This is a genomic window from Streptomyces sp. NPDC028368, from assembly GCF_055565615.1.
In genome coordinates this window covers 55424-74648 of the sequence record NZ_JBVHTY010000023.1, presented here as the reverse complement: position 1 = coordinate 74648, position 19225 = coordinate 55424, and the positions used below count along the sequence as shown (strand labels likewise).

16 protein-coding genes and 4 pseudogenes are annotated in these 19225 nt (G+C 69.2%); 7 read left to right on the top strand and 13 right to left on the bottom strand.

Going from position 1 to position 19225, the window contains the following annotated elements; all coding sequences use genetic code 11:
- The first annotated feature begins 432 nt into the window (after positions 1-432).
- The 3 genes from ACZ4S3_RS36340 (at position 433) to ACZ4S3_RS36330 (ending at position 4500) form a co-directional block, all read left to right on the top strand.
- Positions 433-2967, top strand: a complete 2535-nt coding sequence (locus tag ACZ4S3_RS36340) for an SCO7613 C-terminal domain-containing membrane protein (RefSeq protein ID WP_467942559.1) — start codon at positions 433-435, stop codon at positions 2965-2967.
- 173 nt (positions 2968-3140) lie between these two features.
- Positions 3141-3461 carry a hypothetical protein gene (locus tag ACZ4S3_RS36335; RefSeq protein WP_467942555.1) on the top strand — a complete coding sequence of 107 codons (321 nt, stop codon included), beginning with the start codon at positions 3141-3143 and terminating at the stop codon, positions 3459-3461.
- 424 nt (positions 3462-3885) lie between these two features.
- Entirely contained in the window at positions 3886-4500 is a 615-nt protein-coding gene (locus ACZ4S3_RS36330; protein ID WP_467942552.1) for a dihydrofolate reductase family protein, read from the top strand.
- Between the two features lie 440 nt (positions 4501-4940).
- Here ACZ4S3_RS36330 and ACZ4S3_RS36325 read toward each other — a convergent pair whose 3' ends face one another.
- From ACZ4S3_RS36325 to ACZ4S3_RS36290, 8 genes and pseudogenes are all read right to left on the bottom strand, one after another.
- Entirely contained in the window at positions 4941-5087 is a 147-nt protein-coding gene (locus ACZ4S3_RS36325) for a hypothetical protein (protein WP_467942549.1), read from the bottom strand.
- Positions 5088-5260: 173 nt separating this feature from the next.
- Positions 5261-5716: a hypothetical protein gene (locus ACZ4S3_RS36320; RefSeq protein ID WP_467942547.1), complete on the bottom strand. Its 456-nt coding sequence runs from the start codon at positions 5714-5716 to the stop codon at positions 5261-5263.
- A gap of 182 nt (positions 5717-5898) precedes the next feature.
- Positions 5899-7077: a sensor histidine kinase gene (locus tag ACZ4S3_RS36315; protein ID WP_467942543.1), complete on the bottom strand. Its 1179-nt coding sequence runs from the start codon at positions 7075-7077 to the stop codon at positions 5899-5901.
- Positions 7078-7434: 357 nt separating this feature from the next.
- Positions 7435-7872 carry a hypothetical protein gene (locus ACZ4S3_RS36310; RefSeq protein ID WP_467942541.1) on the bottom strand — a complete coding sequence of 146 codons (438 nt, stop codon included), beginning with the start codon at positions 7870-7872 and terminating at the stop codon, positions 7435-7437.
- Positions 7873-8310: 438 nt separating this feature from the next.
- The gene (locus ACZ4S3_RS36305) at positions 8311-9177 is read right to left on the bottom strand and encodes a GNAT family N-acetyltransferase (RefSeq protein ID WP_467942538.1); all 867 of its coding nucleotides are present in this window, start codon (positions 9175-9177) and stop codon (positions 8311-8313) included.
- 446 nt (positions 9178-9623) lie between these two features.
- Positions 9624-10907, bottom strand: coding sequence for an NAD(P)/FAD-dependent oxidoreductase (locus tag ACZ4S3_RS36300; RefSeq protein ID WP_467942534.1), 1284 nt, complete (start codon positions 10905-10907; stop codon positions 9624-9626).
- 110 nt (positions 10908-11017) lie between these two features.
- Positions 11018-11537 (bottom strand): annotated as a pseudogene (locus ACZ4S3_RS36295) (transposase); the annotation flags it as partial.
- 50 nt (positions 11538-11587) lie between these two features.
- The gene (locus ACZ4S3_RS36290) at positions 11588-12277 is read right to left on the bottom strand and encodes a haloacid dehalogenase type II (protein WP_467942530.1); all 690 of its coding nucleotides are present in this window, start codon (positions 12275-12277) and stop codon (positions 11588-11590) included.
- Positions 12278-12935: 658 nt separating this feature from the next.
- Between ACZ4S3_RS36290 and ACZ4S3_RS36285 the strand changes: the two genes are divergently transcribed.
- Positions 12936-13256 carry a hypothetical protein gene (locus ACZ4S3_RS36285; RefSeq protein WP_467942527.1) on the top strand — a complete coding sequence of 107 codons (321 nt, stop codon included), beginning with the start codon at positions 12936-12938 and terminating at the stop codon, positions 13254-13256.
- Between the two features lie 458 nt (positions 13257-13714).
- Here ACZ4S3_RS36285 and ACZ4S3_RS36280 read toward each other — a convergent pair.
- The 3 genes and pseudogenes from ACZ4S3_RS36280 to ACZ4S3_RS36270 all read right to left on the bottom strand — a co-directional run.
- Positions 13715-14001, bottom strand: a pseudogene (locus tag ACZ4S3_RS36280) (transposase); the annotation flags it as partial.
- A gap of 69 nt (positions 14002-14070) precedes the next feature.
- Positions 14071-14616, bottom strand: a complete 546-nt coding sequence (locus ACZ4S3_RS36275) for a hypothetical protein (protein WP_467942524.1) — start codon at positions 14614-14616, stop codon at positions 14071-14073.
- A 404-nt stretch (positions 14617-15020) separates the two neighbouring features.
- Positions 15021-15746: a TetR/AcrR family transcriptional regulator gene (locus ACZ4S3_RS36270; protein ID WP_467942522.1), complete on the bottom strand. Its 726-nt coding sequence runs from the start codon at positions 15744-15746 to the stop codon at positions 15021-15023.
- A gap of 134 nt (positions 15747-15880) precedes the next feature.
- On the opposite strand from ACZ4S3_RS36270, the gene ACZ4S3_RS36265 reads away from it, so the two are divergent.
- Complete coding sequence (locus tag ACZ4S3_RS36265; protein WP_467942518.1) at positions 15881-17335, top strand: serine hydrolase domain-containing protein; 1455 nt, start codon at positions 15881-15883, stop codon at positions 17333-17335.
- A gap of 81 nt (positions 17336-17416) precedes the next feature.
- Here the strand turns inward: ACZ4S3_RS36265 and ACZ4S3_RS36260 are convergent.
- A pseudogene (locus ACZ4S3_RS36260) lies at positions 17417-17704 on the bottom strand (Tn3 family transposase); the annotation flags it as partial.
- Between the two features lie 65 nt (positions 17705-17769).
- Here ACZ4S3_RS36260 and ACZ4S3_RS36255 point away from each other — a divergent pair.
- Entirely contained in the window at positions 17770-18036 is a 267-nt protein-coding gene (locus ACZ4S3_RS36255; protein WP_467942516.1) for a hypothetical protein, read from the top strand.
- A 53-nt stretch (positions 18037-18089) separates the two neighbouring features.
- Positions 18090-18703: pseudogene (locus ACZ4S3_RS36250) on the top strand (helix-turn-helix domain-containing protein); the annotation flags it as partial.
- A 147-nt stretch (positions 18704-18850) separates the two neighbouring features.
- Here the strand turns inward: ACZ4S3_RS36250 and ACZ4S3_RS36245 are convergent.
- Positions 18851-19165, bottom strand: a complete 315-nt coding sequence (locus ACZ4S3_RS36245) for an ArsR/SmtB family transcription factor (protein ID WP_467942514.1) — start codon at positions 19163-19165, stop codon at positions 18851-18853.
- Between the last annotated feature and the right edge of the window lie 60 nt (positions 19166-19225).

Here is a 19225-nt window from a genome sequence, read left to right as displayed (position 1 = left end):
CAGGGGCCGAAGCGCGGGGAATGGCGACTTGCCCCGCCCCGGACTCCCTGAATACGCACTGCTGAACCGCTGAGCGCTTCAGTTGACGAAACCCGCCAGGTGAAGCACCCAGTCACAGTGCTTGCTCTCCGCCCGGCAACGCATGACACCGCTGGTACGCGAGACGGCCGGCGCTGCACTCCAGCACGGGCCTTGAGGAAAACGTGGGGGAAAGTGAGCCTCCATCTAGGAGTCGGACGATCGGGATCAGCCTCAAGTAGCAGTGCGACATTGAGTACAGCTACTCATGCCGCGGCCGACACGACTACGCATACTCGCGCCATGCACATGGAATCGCCGGGTTGCCCAGACTGCGGAATGCCCCTGGGGTCACCTCCGCCCGCTTGGTGCACCCGTTGCCGACTGCCCCTGACCGGTCCGGAGGCCCTGGCGTTGTGGCAGGTCACCGGAGAGCTGCGCGCGCTGGACGCACGCAGGCAGTGGCTGGCGCATCGGCACCACGAGTTGCTGGCCGCGCTGCGGGTACGCCGGGACGCACCTGCGGGGATGCAGGTGACCGTTCCCGTGGGCGAGGGCGGCGGCACGGCGGGTGGTTCGGGGCGGGAGGTCTCCGCGCCGTCCGCCCGGACCGCGCTGCTGATCGTCGGCGGAGTGCTGGTGGTCGTGGCCGCGCTGGTGTTCACCGTGGTGAGCTGGGGACGGCTGGGCATCGGTGCGCGGGCCGCCATACTGCTCGCGCTGACCGCGTGCGCGCTCGCATTGCCCCGTCCGCTGCGGGGGCGGCAGCTCACGGCCACCGCCGAGGCTTCGGCCGCGGTGGGACTCGCCCTGGTGTTCCTGGACGCCTACGCCGCCCGGCAGGCCGGACTCGGCGGTCTGGATCGCGTCGGGACGGCCGGCTACTGGGCGGTGCTCACCACACTGATGGCGGTGGGTGCGGGGGCCTACGGCTGGTGGCAGCGGCTCCGGCTCCCGCTGCCCGTGGGATTCCTGATAGGCCAGCTGCCGGGCCTCCTGGGCACGGCGGCCTTGGGCGGGGCGGCCGAGGACTACGCGAGCGCGATGATCGCCACGGCCGCGGTGGACTTCGCGGCCCTGTACGCATTCACTGCACACGCCGCCACCGGGCCCGCCGGGTTCCGCGACCGGCTGGGCGGCGAACGCGCTGCCACCACCTTGGTCACGGGGGCCGGGGCGGTCGGCGGCGGATGGGCCCTGCTGGGTGGGGCGCTCGCGGCGTGGCACGCGGTGGACGCCTCGTCGCCGGCCGAGGTGATGCGGGCCTGGGTGCCGTTGGGTCTGCTGGCGCTCCTCGGTATGGCGCTGTGCCGCGGCTTCCGCGCTTTGCCGTTCGCGCTGCGCTCCGGCGGCGAGGGCGTGGCCGTCGTGGCGTTGATCGTGGCGGTCGGAGCCGGCTTGCGGTGCGTGGCACCCTCGGGGTGGGCCGTGGCCGGATACGCGGCACCGGCTGCGCTCATCGCGGTGTGGGCGGCGGTGTCCTGTGCGCGGAGCGGCCGGTGGGCGAAGCCTGAGAAGGGTGGCCCGCTCGCACCGCCGCCCGAAGCTGCGGCTGCGGTGGGAGAGCTGGTCGCCGCCTCAACCATGCTGCTGCTGACCGGTGTTGTGGTGCTGCCGGAACTCGCGTACGCCCTCACCCGGCCCGTGGTCCCCGGCATGGTGCTCTGGCTCGACGCTCACCCGCCGCGGTGGAGCTGGCAGCTCGCCGCCGTGCCGCTGGTCGTGCTCTGGTCGGTCGCCTCCGTCCTGGCCACCATGGCCGTACTGCGTGCCCGTGCCGTCGGCGACCAAAACACGGACCGACTGGCGAACGCGCTGCGCAACACCGCAGCACTGGCTGCCGTCCCCGCGCTGCTCCTGCTGCCGGTCGCAGTGGGGCTGCCGTACGGGTGGGTGCTTGCCGCTGCTGCCGCGGCGTCCGTCGCGGTAGCGGTGGACGCCGTGCGCCGGCCGGAGGCCGCACTCGCACCGCGGCTTCTGGCGCTGGCCGCGAGCGGCGCTCTCACCCTGCTGTGGTCGTCGGCCGACCGGGCCGCCGTGCTCGCGGTGTGGGGGACCTTCGCCGCGTCAGCCGCTGTACTCGCCCACGCCCTTTCGGCGCAGACCGCCCGGCCCGTCGAGCGCACGACGGCGCGTGTCGCGGGTGCCTTCGCCGTCCTCGCCCTGGGCGTCGAGGCCCTCGCGTCAGGAAACACCGCCGGACTGCCCCGGCACGTCACCGCGTTCGCGGTACTCGCGGTCGCCGTCGTCGCCGCCTGCGCCGCAGCGGCGTGGCACCGGAGCCCGGGACGCGACCAGGTCTCCACGGCCGTCGAAGGCGCCGGGTATGTCCTTGCCGTCACCGCCATCGCCCTGACGGCCCCTCATCCCGGCGCGCTGAGCCTCGCCCTCGCCGTGGCCGGGGTCGCGGGCCTGGCCATCGCGCTGCGCCCGGACCGCCGCCGCGCCGCACTCGTCGGAACCGCCCTGCTCATCGCCTCCTCCTGGGTGCGCCTTGCCCTGGCGGACGTCACCTCCCCCGAGGCGTACACGCTCCCGGTCACGGCAGCCGCACTGGTCATCGGTCACCGCCGCCGTACGAGCACCCCGGGGACGGGCTCCTGGCCCGCCTACGGTGCGGGGCTGAGCGCGACCATGCTCCCCAGCCTCGCCGCCATGTGGAGCGACGGGAACTGGGTGCGCCCGCTGCTCCTGGGCACGGCGGCCCTGCTCATCACGGTGGTCGGGGTGCGCACGCGCCTGCAGGCACCACTGGTCGTCGGCAGCGGCCTACTTGTGCTGGTCGGGCTGCACGAACTCGCCCCGACCGTGATCCAGGCGTTTGGCCTCCTCCCTCGCTGGGTGCCGCTGGCCGCTGCCGGCCTGCTCCTGCTGCTGCTCGGGGCCACCTACGAGAAGCGGATCGACGAAGCCCGACGCCTGCGTGACACGGTGCGCAGCATGAGGTGAGCCTCCGACACGGACCCCTGCTGACAGCGCCGATCCCCGCCCCCCTCCCGACGGCTGAACAGAACGGAGTCGTCACTGACCACGGGCAACGCGGCTGACCTGCAACGACGCCCCACGCGTTCCCGAGACCGAAGAGGGCGTTCCCGGCTGCGCCCTACGCAAGGACTGTTGTGATGGCTACGGCCGCGCGTAGGGGAGTGCCCGAGGACTGCGCAGCGAAGATCAATTCCCTCACTTTCGGGCCACCGCCCACGACGCCGGGGCTGGACCGCACGGCCACCTACCGGGTGCAGGTCGGCACCATCACCGTCACTCGCCGTTTCGCGAGCAGTCGCGATGCGGACCACGCGATGCTGGACCACGACCGGGTGGATGAGCTGGTTGAAGAGACGATGGCGTGCCCGGCCTGTGGGACGGATGCCGAGTTGACCCTCCAGGGGCGTTGGGGCTCTCCTGCCACCGCCTTCTTCCTGCGCGGCCACGGTGGATGGTGACGCCCGAGAGCCCGGAATGGAGTGCCGGCCTGCTCCAGGCATGCCTCGCACGTAGCGCCGCTGAAGGCGGTGGCTGCCGACGGCCCCGGTGACCTGACCTGACCTGACCTGACCTGACTGTCGCCCGAGCAGCCGCGCTTTGCACGCGATCCCCGTCCTGCCGCGGTATCGGACGGCCAGATAGCGTGGCGTCCTCGGCGAAGGATGCCGGCGCCGGCGCGATGAGGGGGACCGCATGGGGTGGGAGCGGGCGTACACGCGAGCGCAGGAGCACGAACCGACGAAATGCAGCTCGTGAGGTGACGGAATGCCGGTCATGAAGTCAATGAGCCGGACGTCCGCCGCGAGGGCGCCACCCGGCTTCCGCCCGTACGGCCTCATGCGTGAGCGATGAGTTTGGGCGTCGGATCGGGTCTGCCTTGACATGACTCGAATCATCGCTGACATCTCGGTCTCTCTCGATGGCTTCGTCACCGGGCCCGCCCCCGGCCCGGACAACGGTCTGGGCACCGGCGGCGAGGCCCTGCACACCTGGGCGTTTTCCGACGACCCCGACGACCGCCGGTACCTGCGCGAGGGGACGGCCCGCTCGGGTGCCGTCGTCCTCGGCCGCCACCTCTTCGACGTGGTCGACGGACCGAACGGCTGGGACGACAAGACTGGCTACGGCGCCGGCGAGGTCGGCAAGCCAGCCTTCGTCGTCGTGACGAGCTCCCCGCCGGAGTCGGTGCGGCTCACCGACCTCGACTGGACGTTCATCACCACCGGTCTGCCCGACGCCGTCACCGCCGCACGCGAGCGCGCCGAGGCCGCGTCGTCGCACAGCGGCAAGAACCTCGACGTCGTCCTCATGGGCGGCGGCGCCACGATCTGCTCGGCGCTCGACACCGGGCTGGTCGACGAGCTGACGCTGCACCTCGCACCCGTCGTGCTGGGCGCCGGGACGCCACTGTTCACCGGCGGAGCGCCGCGCACGCTCGTGCAGCGGAGCGTGACCTCGACATCGACCGCGACGCACCTGACCTACGACGTCCTCTGACGACGTCGTTGCGGAACTTCACACCGAGCAGTCAACGGCGCCCCGATGGGGCGCCGTTCTCCATACGTTTCAGCAGCCACTCCTGACCACACGACCCCCGCGTCGGGGATCGACGACAGGCACTCACGCGGAGAGGCACTCAACCTTCGATGAGAAACGATCAACCTTCGCTGCGACAGGTCAGAGAGTTCGGCGTCGGTCGCGCTTCGGGCTCTCCGCCCACCTGGTGCGCCCCGCAACACACAGCCGGGCAACGTGCCGGGCGACGGGGCACCGTCGGTCCTGTGCAAGGACAGCCACATGGTGCTCCTGCTGGCGTACGGAACCCCGTCTGATCCGGATCGACACCACCACGCCGGCCGGACCTCATGGCTGTTGGAGCGAACTCATGAAGGGACGCGGCCTCGCCACCCATGCAACGAGACCGCGCTCACGAGCTGTCAGCTCGCTGTGTGGATCGTGGCCACACCCTCCTCGTCGATCACGCAGCTTTCCTCACCGGCCTTGCGCTCCACTCTGGTGACCACATCGTCTTGATCGCCAGCAATGCAGAACTCCGCCCGCAGGGGAGGCGTGCCGTAGTACACGCCATTGTCGTTGGGGCAATCGAAAAGGGCCGGGTTGGGCGCAGCGCAGCTGCTTCCCGGGGGAGGATTGCGCCGTGTGGGGTGTCTGAATCCCGCGCAGTGCATCATCTCGTGGATGAGCGTCTGGGAGATTTCCTCGTCACCTTGCGGGAAGAGAACCCCGAAATTGACGTTCAGCTGCGACCGTTGACTCGCGAACTCCCATTCGCTTTGGGATCGTTGAGCGTTGTGTGGTAAATCGGCCGGTTGTACGTCTGGCGCAGACGCCGCCGCTCTTCATCCGTCAAGTTGTTACACCCTGAGATGCAAGACAGCGCGAACTTGTGCCGGTCGATCAACTTCTCACGATTTACCAGCGAGATGTCCCCCGCGAAAGTGAAGTAATCGAGGGAGCGGTCCTCGCCCGGCAGCCTGAAGAAGGCTTCTTGGATTTGCAGGTCGGTACCGATGTAGGCGATGTGCTGCACATTGTCGGAACGGGTGACCCAGCTGGTTGGGCTGGTGCCTCCCGCAACCCCTGTCTGCCCGGCGCTGGGAACGTTGTGTTCCCAGTGGAAGCCTCCCTGCGTGAACCGGAAGTAGACCTCGTGGATCTTCTGGTCGACGCCGATGTAGGCGATGTGCTGCACGTCGTCGGAACGGGTTGCCCAACTAGTCGGCCTGGTACCCGCTCCCGCCGCGGCCTTTTCCTGGCCGGCGCTGGGGATGTTGTGTTCCCACCCGAAGCCGTGCCGCGCCGAGCACTGATCCGCCCAAGCACTCGGCTCTGCCTCGCAAGCCTTCGTCTCTCACGGGAGGGCCTGATATGCCATTAGGGGGTGTCCGGCGGGAGGGTGACGGTGGCGACGGCGCCGCCCTCGGGCGGGTTGTGCCAGCTCAGACGGGCACCGATCACCCCGGCCTGCCCGGTGACGATGGCCAGTCCCAGGCCGAGGCCGCCGTTGCCGCCGGTACGGAACCGCTGGGGGCCGTGGGCGATCAGTTCGGGCGGGAAGCCTGGGCCGTGGTCGCGGACCCGCAGTTCGGGGCCGTCGACCTCCACCACCACCGGCTCCGCGCCGTGCCGCAGGGCGTTGGTGACCAGGTTGGTGAGGACACGATCGAGGCGGCGCGGGTCCGTCTCCCGCACGGTGTCGTGGATGACCTCCACGGTCACCACCGCCTGCGGCCGGTCGGCCCGCACACCCGTGACCACGCGCCGGGCGAGCGTGGCGAGTTCCACCTCCCTCGGCTCGGCACGCTCGCCCCCATTGTCGATCCGAGCCACCTCCAGGACGTCCTCCATCAGGTCCCGCAGCCGTACGGCGCGCTCGCGGACCATCTCGGTCGGACGGTCGTCCCCCATGAGCAGGCTCGACGCGGTCAGCAGTCCCGCGACCGGGGTGCGCAGCTCGTGCGCGATGTTCGCCGTCACGGCTCGTTCGGCCTCGATCCGGGCGGTGAGGGCCTGTGCCATCGCATTGACTGCCGCGGAGAGCTGGGCGATCTCGTCCCGCCCGCGCTGGGGCAGGCGGGCGTCCAGCTCCCCATCCTTGATCCGGTTGGCCTGGCGGGTGGACCGCCGGAGTCGGCGGACCATCGCCGCCGCGAGCCCGAGGCCCACGACGCTCGCGCCGAGCGCGCCGATGACGGCGGCGATCAGGGTGGCCTGTTGCAGCTCCTCGAAGAGGGTCTGGGGAAAGTGGCGGCGGAGCGCCAGCAGTCCGCCGTCTTCACCGCGGCCCGCGGCCCAGACGGTGGTTCCCTTCTCGTCCTCGTCCAGATAGGTAGCCACTCTGTCCCTGCTGGGAGCGAGGTGGCTGCGGAGGGCCTCTGGGACCTCCGCCGGGTCGACTGTGAGACCGGCCGTGGCCTGGCCCTGGGCCCAGTATCGCCGTGCGGCCGCCTGGTACTCGGCGAGGACGCTGTCGCGGCGGTCGTCCTGGACGATCTGCGGGACGAACGCGCCGGTCAGCGTTGCCGACACCGCGGCCGTCGCAGCGATGGTCATCCCGATCTTGAAACGCAGGCCCATCCGCAGGCCCGTTCGTATACGTGTGCCCACATGCATACCCACACGCACGTTCTACGGCATGCCCGTCCGGGCCCACCCGGCGGGGCCTTCATCGCCAGGTGCGGACCGTGTCCGATGCGACCCGCAGCCGGCGTGCCACCTCCAAGATCGAGTGGCCCTCGGCGCGCGCACGCCAGCACGATCCGCGACCGTTGAGCCAATGCCTGGGCCGTCGTACGCCGACGCACCCCACCCCTCAAGCACAGCCCGCCGAGCAACAGTCACCGACAACGGCGGAATCTTCGGTCCAGGACGCGTCACACACGACCAACGACAAACCTCCAACTCAGTTCGCTAGTAGGGGCCTCCCCGATAGAACGTGCTCCCGCGCGAACGCGGTCGGTCGTCTCGTCGATGCGCGGCATCAGAGCGCGTGTCCGGTGCTGAGCATTCGGCGAGAGCCCGCAACTTCCCCAGGCCTGCCAGGACTTCGGGGCGATTGTCGGCCCGCTTCATCCACACGGGAAGGCGCGAGAACATCGACATGGTCGGCGAAGCGATATGTTGCCGCAGCACGGCGCTGACGTAGGGGGCCAGCTCATCGATGTGCTTCTCGTTGTAGGCCCACAGGATGTGCCCGACGCAACGGGTCTGCAGCCACAGCGGCTGACGGAAGAACGGATCCTCGGTGCCGCCCAGCACCGCGCCCACAAGTGCGGCGCCCTGCACCTCGGCTTCCCATTCGTCGGTGGCCCCGCACGCCGCGCACACAAGACGGCGCGGCATGAACATCAGCTCACTGAAATACCGAGGTGCCTCGAGATCTGGCCTAGGCACGACAAGAGCGCGGCCCCCACACCGCGGGCACACCACCAGAATGCGGTCTGCGAACTGCGCCAGCCACCGTCCCGGGTCGATGTGACGCGGCGGACCGTTCGACTCAGAGGCCATAGCGAGCACCATGACACACACGCAGCGCACTCTTGGACCTCGGGGCTTCCACTGCACGGCATCGCCGCTTTACGCCATGGCAAGCGCCGGCTCCGTCACCCGCTGCCGACCGCCGCTCCTCACCCCACCCGCGGTCAGTCTGCTCGGCACTGGGGCTCGTGGGCTCGTGGTCCTCGATGTCGCCGCGGCCGACGAGGCAAAGCCCCGCATAGCCTTGCGGCCCCATCCCCATGGACCAGCCCAGACGTCAGGGGAGCCGCACGACCCGTCGGACAGGCCCTAGGCATCCCGGTATCGATCCCGGACCTCGGGGCGTTGCTGGAAGCCGGCTGACTTGTAGGTGGCGACGGTGCCGACATTGGAGCTCGGGGTGCTGACGATCGCGCTCGACGAGCCCAGCTCCCGGAGTGCGGCCGCCGCGGCGACGGTGATCGCCTCGCCGTAGCCGCGACGGCGATGTTCCCGGTGCACGCCCATCGGTTCGAGCAACCCAGGTCTACCCGGCCCGGCCGACCACACCGTCACCGTCGCCACCGCGTTGCCCTGGTCGTCGTACGCGACCAGACACCGGGCATCGGTGTATGGCAATCCGGCCGTCATCGCGTGCCAGCGCTCGTCCGTGAAGCTCGACCCGTCGAACGATGCCCGACGTACGGCGGCAAACACGTGCGCCTGCTCCGGCCCGACCACCTGGATCCGCACGCCTGGATCCCTCACCGGCTCCGTGAGGTCACGGCGCAGCGGCGTCCACGGCTCGTCGGCGTCCCAGCCGTTCTCGAACAGCAGATCTTGGACCAGTGCACCCATCGGCGCATCGATGTTCACCTTTCCCTCGGGCAGCACACCGCGCTCCCGCTCGGTCACGTCCTCAACCAACTGCTGCGCCAGCTCCTCGTCCCGCTGAGCGTCTGGCGCGAACGTCAGCCGCAACAGCCCGGGACCGTCCAGCAGCCCGACGGCGAGGATCTGTCCGTCCCGGCTCCACGTCCTGACCGCCGCGGCGGTCGCTTCCGCACCGAACCGCCAGAACCAGCCCAGGTCCCCCGGATGCAATTGCATCGGCGCCCCGTCGTACTGCCACTCCCGCAGCACGCCCACAGCCTTGCTCAGCCCGTCGACTCCCGGCTTGCCCATCACAATCGCCATACCCCCGATCACACACCACCGGGCCAGCAGTTCGCACCCGGTTTCCGACTGGTCGACGCGGTGCAGGGCTTGAGGCACCCACCACCGCGGCCCCTCAACGTCGAAGGCGGCACCGGCCGCAAGATCGCACAGCTCACCGATCCATTCGGCAACGTGATCGGCATCGACGGCTTCTGAACTCCTGCGGAGGGAATGTCATGCGCCGCTGTAGGGTCCGCCACTCGATGCGCTTCGTCGGCGTTCGATACGCAGTGAATGTGCACATCCGGGCTTCAGTGCGCAGCGGCTCCGGACTGCAACTGCCGGGTGCCGGTCTCTTGCTCAACGGGATCCTCGACTGGACGTGCCACGGCCTGATGGAACCAAGCCTCCACAGGCCCCCGGAGCGGTCCAGTGGTCCTTTCTGCGGAAGCTGCCGAGAGCGAGTGGAGTGGGAGGGGAGCCGGTCATGACTCTGTGTGTGACAGGTGCGCGGTGGGCGCAGCCGCCCCGCGATGCTTGATGTTGACGGCCGAAGCTTTGGCCAGTGCCAGGGGGTTCAAGAATCGCAGCGGACCGATCAGGCGGGATGCAAACAGATGCATGTGCCGCGCCACCGACTCATCGCGGGCTGCCGCCGAATACATCAGCCGCTCCAGGGGATTGAACGGACGGGCCTTGGCGAAGTCGGCGGCCAGGTACTGGTGACCGCGCAGCCGGCGCCGGTGTCTGCGTGCGTACACCACGAGCGACCTGTTGAGGTCGCCCCGACCGGTTGCGGCCGAGGCGACCGCCTCTGCCAACCATTGCGCGGACTGCAGAGCCCACCCGCATCCCACTCCCCACAGGGGATCGCCGGTCAGGGCGGCGTCGCCGATGAACGCGACGCCCGGTGCGGTCGGCTTGCGGCTGTGAAGCGGGTAGTTGACAGTGCCGGTGATCTTCGTGAGGCGCTCGGCGGAGTCGATGGACGGCGCCTCGGGCAGTGCGCGGACGAATGCGAAGAAGCTGCCCTCCAGGTCTTCCCGGAAGGCCGGCAGCCGCTTCTTGTCCGGGAGCACCGCGACGACCGTCACCCCGTCGTCGTTGGGAAACGCGTACGCCATGTCGGGCTCGAGGAACCAGGCGTGACTGATCCCGCCGTGCAGCGGAAGATTGCGGAAGTGTGCGAGATAGCCGAACCGCGCGTTCTCGTACTGCCGAGCAGGCACCTCGGCGAACTTCGCTACGGCCGAGTCCTTGCCATCGGCGCCGACCACCAGGCGGGCCCGGATCTCGCGCTCGCCCTGTGGCGTCGACGCGCGCACCCCCAAGGTTCGCCCGGCTTCCCGGACCAGCCCGGTCACCTGGTGACCGAGGAGCAGATCGACGCCAGGGGTCTTGGCCGCATGGGACCTGATCAACGGGTCGAGGGTGCTGCGCCGAATGTTGTACCCGTACGGCAGCGCGGGACCCGCCGGCGCGGCCCTCGGCTCGATCCATCCCCAGCGGCTGTACCAGCGGGCCTCGTTGCGGACGGCTCCCGCCTTCTCGAGAGCGGGGATGAGGCCGAGTTCGTCCAGCACCGGGTAGGCGTTGGCCGTGAGGGAGTGGGTGCAAAGCACCTTGTACGCTTCGGGGTCCGAGCGGCGTTCCAGCAGTGCGACGCGGACACCGCGTCGAGCGAGCAAGATCGCCGCGGCGCTGCCGGCGAGGCCGGCTCCGCTGATGACGACGTCGTAGTCGTATCCCGCGCTCTCAGGCTTGGTCATGCGCTGATCGCCCCCTTCGAGGTGTGGTGCCGTTCGTGGGAGTGGTGCAGTGCCACTGCTGTCAGGGAACATGAGCAGTTGTCAAGAGTTGCGGATCGGGTGATGTGTGATCAGGCTGCGGTGGCCTCCTCCGCGCGTTCGACCAGGACGCCGTTGTCGAACCTCGCGCCGGAGCGGACCAGCGCGATCAAGTGGGCCCCGCTGATCGCCCGCCGGCGTTCCTGGGCGGACTCGACCAGCTTGAACACCATCGCCAGGGCGGCAGCCGGGCTGCCCGCGCCGCGGGGTGACCTTGGTTCGACGCCTCACGGTCGAGAAGGCCGACTCGATGGGGTTCGTGGTCCGCAGGTGGATCCAGTGCTCGGCCGGGAAGTCGTAGAACGCCAGTAGCTCCTCCGCATCGTCGGCGATCTTCGCGACGGCCTTGGGCCACTTCGCCCCGTAGGTCTTCGTGAACGCTTCGATCGCCTTCTTCGCGTGCGCGCGGTCCTAGGCGTTGTAGATCTCCTGCGTCGCCTTCGTCGCAACCGGCTGCGCGGACTTCGGCAAGCCGGTCGTGACATTCCGGGCCTTGTGAACCCAACACCTCTGATGGCGGGCGCCCGGGAACATCTCGGCCAGGGCCCTCCACCTCGCCTCAATCCGAATCCGGCTCCGCCGATGACCCGCCGGACACGCGCCTAGGCATGGTCGAGTTGGTCGGCCAGGCAGGCCAGGTCGTCGGCGTGCAGGTCGAACCGGTCAGAGGAGGTGGGCGGGTCGCCGACGGGGCGGGTGACGTAGGCGGTGCGCAGGCCGAGGCTCTGTGCTCCGCGCAGGTCCCAGGCGTGGGCGGCGACCATCAGGAGCCGCTCCGGCGGTCGTCCGGAGACGGTGACAGCCAGCTGATAGACCGCTGGGTCCGGCTTGTAGGTCCGGGCGTCTTCGGCGGACAGGGCCTGGTGCCAGCGCAGTCCGGCGTGGGCGTTGAGTCCCAGCAGCGCCGTCCGGCTCGCGTTGGAGAGTCCGATCAGCGGGAACCGCTCGGCGAGTCGGGCGAGCCCTGCCACGGTGTCGGGCCACGGCGGGAGCCTGCGACCTGACAGGGCCAGCGCCGCCACGGCGGTCGGGTCGTCGACTCCGGCGGCATCGGCGATGAGCCGGGCGGCTTCCAGGTTGAGGAGGTCGCTGGTGAGGTAGGGCCGGACGCCGTCGAGGATGCGGCGTTGCTCGCAGTCGATGTGCTGCTGCCACAGCGACAAAAGCTGCTCGACCCTGGGATCGTCGAGCGATGGGTCGAGTTCACGAATGCCGGCGCGGATACCGGCGGGTTCGTCGACGAGCGTGCCGAGCACATCGAACACCACGGCATCGATCTCTGGCTGTGACATGGGCGAGGTCTCCTGGACGAAGCAGGGGCGTAAGAGTGGCTGTTAGCCGAACGCTGCGAGAAGCCACCCGGATTCCCGAACCGCACGGCGAGTGCGGCAACCGCATCAACGTCGCCAACCACCGCGCCCGCCAAGCCACAACGCACGACCGGCGCGCCACCTCCGAGTCGGCCCCGGAGCGAGCGACCGGCAGCTCAGTGTCGCGCGTGGCTCCGTGCATGATCCGTCGGGCAGGCTCTGGGGTCTGCTGAGTAAGCGGATCTTGATTGTGGGTGATCACGCTTCGTGGGGCGCGGTGACTTGACGAACGGTCAGTGGGGCCGGCTGGAGCCGTTCGACCTGCCCCATGGGCTCCACGGCGCCCCGCGCGGGGCCACACCTTGCCCGCCCCCGGAGTGAACATGGCGCCGAACTGGCCGACAGGGAAGTCCGATCCAGCGGCAGCGAGGGTGCCCTGATCGAGCCACCGGTGGGGGCGGGGGCTGCGCCTGCTACGGCCAGTCGATGCCCTGGCCTGCTCGGAGTGCGGGGTATTTCCCAGGGCGGTCATGGGCTTGGGCGCGTCGCTATACAGGGCGGGATTTTACCCACTAACCTCTTATAACTGTACGTAGTCGATCAATTACTGATCGTATTCGCTCAATCCACCGGAGATGAAATGCGCAAGTTCCACAAGGCTGCCGTCGTGGCCGCCGCCCTCGGCAGCATCGCCATCCTCGGCGCCGGCACCGCCCACGCCGACGGCGGGTACGGCGGCGGCAAGGGTGGCGGCACCACGTTCGACATCAAGCAGGGCAGCTCCTGCCGGTCGCACGACCTGAACGTCGACGTCCTCGGCGAGGTCGGGATCCTCAACGGCGTGCTGGGCAACGCGCTCGGTGGCGAGGGCGCCGCGGGTGCGCAGGACACCAAGATGGGCTCGTCCATGGGCTGCAACAACAGCGCCTTCGACAACGGCGGCAAGGAAGACAAGGAATGAAAAAATGGGTCCCGGGGTCCGAGCCACAGGCCGGCCGCAGGGGCCCATTTTGACCTTCACGGTCCGCGCCCGGCCCGGTCCGGGCGCGGCCGTCTGTCCGGTCCGCAGTCGGGCCGAAAGGCCGCTGTACCAGGCTTCTTGGGGAAGCCTGGTACAGCGCCTGGAGGCCGGGCCCCTGTCAGGCGGACCTACTCGGGAGAATCCGCTGTCTCCGTCGCGATGGCGAGGCTCTCCGTCATCGCCTCAGCGGCATACGGGCATGGGTGGAGCTCTGGAGTCATTCCCGCTCCACGACACATGAGTGCCGCGGTGGCCTCAGGTTGCAGACTCTCGCCGAAACAGCACCCACAACTCGTCCGGCACCAGCCGCTCAACCAGATCCGCCACGAGCCGTTCAACGACCAAACCTGACCAAGAAACGGTGTCTTAACGCCGGTGGGGCGGGTTGGCGGGTCCCTGCTCTGGGCGTCCAGCACACAGGCGCTGGGCTCGGGATCCTGGCCTTCTGCCTCGCGGAGCAGGCGACGGAGCAGGCGACGGACCAGGCGACGGAGCAGGCCCTTGAGTTGGCCGAAGAGCCCTCTTCTTGCCAGACGGCGAAGGAGCCGTAGACGGTTTCCCAGGGAGCGAAGTCCTGCGGCAGGTAACGCCGGGGGATCCCGGTCCGGTCGACATACAGGATGGCGTCCATGATGCGGCGCAAGTCGCGCTCGGGTGGGCGACCGATGTCCGGGCCCCTGCCTCTCCATCGGGGCGTCCTGCGGGATGCGTCCACCTCAGTAGCCCGGTGCGGGGGCCGTCGCGCCGCCCGGCGTTAAGAGGATGCCTGCGCCGGCGCGATGCGGCTCAACTTCAGCTCGATCAACGGCCTCTGGTACGCCGGTTCCTGCACCTGCCAGCTGTACTCACCCGCGCGCTGTGCCACATAGCCGGCGCCCACCGCACGGTACTTGCGCACGGGGATCTCCTCGCTCTTGGCCTTCTTGTTGCCCGAGTGCCGGCCAAGCCTCGCCTCGACGCGCGCCTGGTAGAAGGCGGCATCCCCTTCGTGGCGGAACTCGGGCAGCGAGACGAACCAGCGGGGCCACCACGGGAAGACCGTGAACACTGCCTCGACCAGCTTCCCGTATCCCGTTTCCACGCCGGGTATCCAGCTGATGAATTCGAGCACCATGCCGAAGGCCGTGATCGCCAGGAAGAGCGCCGTGCACGCGATCCAGTGCACCGGCGCATACACCATGGTGAGCAGGAACTGGCACGTCAGTCGAGTGGTGTCGCGAACGGGCAGCGGATCCCAGGACGAGTCGCGGTGCATGAGGTTCTCCTGGGCAAGGATCGACAGGCGGCGGATATGGGCCACCTGGGTGAGGGCGGCCCATGCACATTGTGCAGTGCCGCTTACCCGCGTACGGCTGCGGGGGCGTCGCGTTACGGCGCGAAGTCCAGCTTGTCATCTCTCCAGTTCGGTTTCGGTGCACCGGTTGGAGACCCGGTCTTCGCGTGCAGACTTCTGAACGCTCTGCGGACGCGGGCGGGCGAGTCAATGGTCACTGGCCTGGCAGCTCAGGTGTCCCGGCCTCGGCGGTGGTCGGCGGCCAGCAGGCCATGGGCCGGGCAGTTCCCGAGCAACGTGACTGTGGTCCGGATGGGATGGCACGGTGATTCGCGCACGTGCGGCGGTGTGCTGGTCGATGACCGTTTGTGAGAGGTCGTCCGAACCCCCGTCGTCGGGGTGTTGTGAGCGAACACGCACACCGTGTCGGTTCAGGGGTCGAGCCGGGCCGCCAGGCCGTCGAGGACGCGGTCGAGCCCGTACGCGAAGTCGTCGTCGCGGATCTGCTGTGGGTGTACGTCCTGCCGGGCGGAGCTTCCCTCGCGCAGCCGTGGGCGTTCCTGCGTGGCCTCGTCGAAGGCCGGCCGCAGGCCCGCCACCCACTCCTGCTCGGTCTTGCCGCTGCGGGCGATCTGCGAGAGGTATGCGGCCTCGGAGGTCGCGATCCCGATGACGTACGCCATGAGCGTCCCCGCGGCCCGGTCCTTCTCGTCCTCGGTGAAGCCCGCAGCCTCGAACTGCGCGAGCAGCCCGAACGACATCCGCAGGGCGTTCGGGCCGATGTGGACAAGGCCGACCTGCCCCAGCTCAGGGGCGATCCAGGGGTGGCGCAGGGTCATCGCCCGCAGGTCGGCGGCGCTGCGGGTGACAGCCGCGCGCCACTGAGCGCGGTCGGCGACGGCCGGTACCTCCAGCTCTCCGTAGATGTCGTCCACGACCAGCTCGATCAGCTCGTCCTTGTTGGCCACGTGCCGGTAGAGGGACGTGGCCGCAGCGTTCAGACGCGTGCCGAGCTTGCGCATGCTGAGCGCCTCGATGCCCTCCAGGTCCAGCAGTTCGATCGCCGTGGCCACGATCTGCTCGCGGGTCAGCTGCTCCCGCTGCGGGCGGCGCGGACGGGTCCACACCGATGCGATCGGCTTCTCGTCGGCTGGCATACGTCCCTCATCCCTGCTCGGCCCCCATTTCTCCTCCACGGTAGCGCACGCCGTACGCACCTTGCGTACAGCGTTCCGGTATGCGTACAGTGTTCGCATCGAGAGAACGCCGTACGCATCAGGTGGGAGTAGACATGTCGAAGAACGTGAGCTGGGACGAGCAGGGCAATTGGAATGCCAAGGGCGAGTGGGGGACCCGGGACTCGGCGGGCCGGAAGCTGGACCTCGCCCACTGGCAGTCCCGGCTCGACGAGCTGCGCGCCAAGCACCACGTCCCGGCTGCGTCGCTGGCGGTCCTCGTCGACGGGGCCGTCCACGAGCTGGCCAGCGGCGTGCTCCACCGCGGGACGGGCGTGGAGGCGACGACCGACTCGGTCTTCCAGATGGGCTCGATCGCCAAGGTCTACACCGCCACCCTGATCATGCAGCTCGCCGATGCGGGCCAACTGGACCTGGACGCACCGGTCGTGGACGTACTGCCGGAGTTCTCGGTCGCCGACCCCGAGGTGACCAAGGCGATCACCACGCGCCAGCTGCTCAGCCACACGAGCGGCCTCACCTGCGACTTCACCTATGACAGCGGGCGCGGCGACGACTGCCTCGCCAAGTACGTCGAGGCCGCGAAGGGCGTGGCGCTCGACTGCCCGCCCGGCGAGGCGCTCTCGTACAGCGGCATCGGGTACAACGTGCTCGGCCGCATCATCGAGGTGGTGACCGGCAAGGTCTGGGACGAGGCGCTGAAGGACCTGCTCTTCACCCCGCTCGGCCTTGACCACACGATGACGCTGCCCGAGGAGGCGCTGCGGTTCCGCGCGGCGATGAGCCACCTGGGCGAGCCGGGCCAGGACCCGGACCCGGCGCCGTCCTGGGACCTGATGCCGCGCTCGGCGGGCCCGTACGGCCGGGTCATCGCCACGGCCGGGGACCTCGCGCGGCTCGCGCGGATGCACCTCGCGGGTGGAGTGGCGGAGGACGGTACCCGGGTGCTCTCCGAGGAGAGCGTCGCGCTGATGCAGCGCCGGGTCGTGGACTCCCTCGACAAGTGGTCGGTCAGCGCGGACGGTTGGGGCCTGGGCTGGACCCTCTACGACTGGAACGGCGTCCAGGGCTACGGCCACGACGGCGCCTCCATCGGGCAGTACGGCTATCTGCGCGTCGTCCCGTCGGCGGGCGTCGCGGTCGCGCTGCTCACCAACGGCGGCGGTGCGCGTGAGCTGTACGCGGCGCTCTACCGGGAACTCCTCGCCGAACTGGCCGGGGTGACGATGCCGGACGCCTTCGCCCCGCCGGCCACGCCTCCCGTGGTCGACTTCGCGCCGCTCGTCGGCACGTACCGGCGCGAGGGCGTGGTCATCACCGTGACCGAGCGGGACGGTGCGGGGCACATGGTGTACGAGTTCGTCGACGGTATGAAGGACTTCTCCGAACCCCTGGAGATCGGTCTGGTGCCGGTGACGGAGACGGTCTTCGCCGGTACGGGGGTGGGCGCGGCGTTCAGCGAGGGCTACATGCCCGTGATCTTCTCCACGCTGCAGGACGGCACCGGGTGCGTGTACATCGGGATGCGCTGCGGCCCCAAGGTCGCGTAGCACGACTGCGCCGGCCGGAGCTGGGGTGGCTTCCTCTGCTCCGGTCAACCGGAATCCGATGCGTCCTTCCTGGGTGGGGGCTCATGCGGCCTGGCCGTAGCCGGCAGCGGCGGGTTCCTCGCCGCGTAGCGGGGTGAAGTCGACGTCCAGCCGCGGATCGTACGCGGCCGGCTCGTCTCCGAGCTCATGGGTGGAGTATTCGCCGAAGCAGCGGATGTGCTCGGTGAGGTAAGGCGAGACCTGCGCCAGGTCCTCCGGGCCGATCTCCCAGCCCTCGGCTTGCGGCTGACGGACGACCTCGGCGATGTCGAGAGCGTTATGGAAGATCGCCGCGTTGCTGAGGAGGGCGTTGAACTTCGCGCTCTTCTCCTGCTCGACGGGATCATCAGTGCCGCATCAAGCAACGTTCGCCCCGTTCTGGCTACGGTGAGTCCATGAGCGGTGGTGACCAGCCGGACCTGGACGAGATTGAGGCGTGCTTCGCTGCCGTGGTCGAGGGGCGTGTGAGCCGGGATGCAGCTGATCGGTGGGCCGCGCGTTGGGCCGTCGACGACACGCTTGACTGGGATGAACTGTCCTGGTGGGCGCTGCGGCTCCTTCACGGGATCGATCTGCGGCCTGGACCCGAGGAGCCGTACTTGAACGACGACGAGCAGGTACGGGGGTGGCTGGAGGAACTTCGGCGGCGCCGCGCCGGGTAGCCCGCCGCGAAGGTCCTTTCCCTGCCCGCACGTTGACGCCAGGCTGGTGTCCGATGGCGGAGCGGGTGCGGGTTCGTGAGATTGCCGATGACGAGGGTCGACGGCTGCTGCGGATCATCCGCAGGGGCACCGGGTCGGTGGCGACCTGGCGTCGGGCCCAGATGGTGCTGCTGTCCGCGCAGGGCATGCCGGTGGCGAAGATCGCCGAAGCGTCGTTCAGCAGTGGCGACCGGGTCCGCGATGTGATCCACAACTTCAACACCGACGGCTTCGACTCGCTGTATCCGAAGTATGCCGGGGCCGGCCCAGGATGTTCATATTGCCCGAGCGGCGCGAGATCAAGAAGATCGCCAAGTCCGGACCGGCCGAGCACGACCTGCCGTTCTCTACGTGGAGCCTGACCGAGCTGGCGGACTTCCTGGTTGCCGAGGGGGTGGTCGACGACATCAGCCACGAGGGCCCGCACATCCTGCTCCGCGAGGAAGGCGTCTCCTTTCAACGCCTGAAGACCTTCAAGACCTCCCGCGATCCCAACTACGCGGCCAAGAAGGCCCGCGCCGAGCACCTCTACGCGATCGCCGACGGCGAGGTGATACCCGACGACGGCGAGCCCGAAGTCGTCTTCTGCAGGTCCAGGGCGGCGAAGAGATGCCCCACTCCGCACCCTCTACCCACCCGAAGTGCAACCCGCCGGCACTTCTGCGTGGTCAGATGCGGAGGCGTCACCGAACAACGCCATGACGGCCGCCCCCCACGATCCCCACTGACAACGTGCCTGGTGCGAGGGGTGTTCCGGGGGAGGGCGGCGGGTTGTTCAGGCGGAGTCGATGTTGTCCAGCACTGCGCGCAGCAGTCCAGGGAATCGTTCCTCGAACTCGTCGGCGCGCAGCCGGGCACTCTGTTGCCGACCTCGGTGTAGCCGAAGGAGGATCCCGCACTCCCGCAGAACGCGGAAGTGGTGGGAGGCGTTCGACTTGCTGATGCCCAGGGCGTTGTAGATGTCGGAGCATTCCGTCTCGCCCTGGCGGGCGAGGAGTTCGACGATCCGGAGCCTGAGCGGATCGCTCAGGCCGTGCATCGCGTCGGCGAGGCTGACATTGGCCAGCTCGGCGTGAAAGGCGTCTCGCATGATAGTTGGCCTTCTTCAACCTCGCACCGAGGTTGTGGGGTGATGGGTACGGGTCGCCAT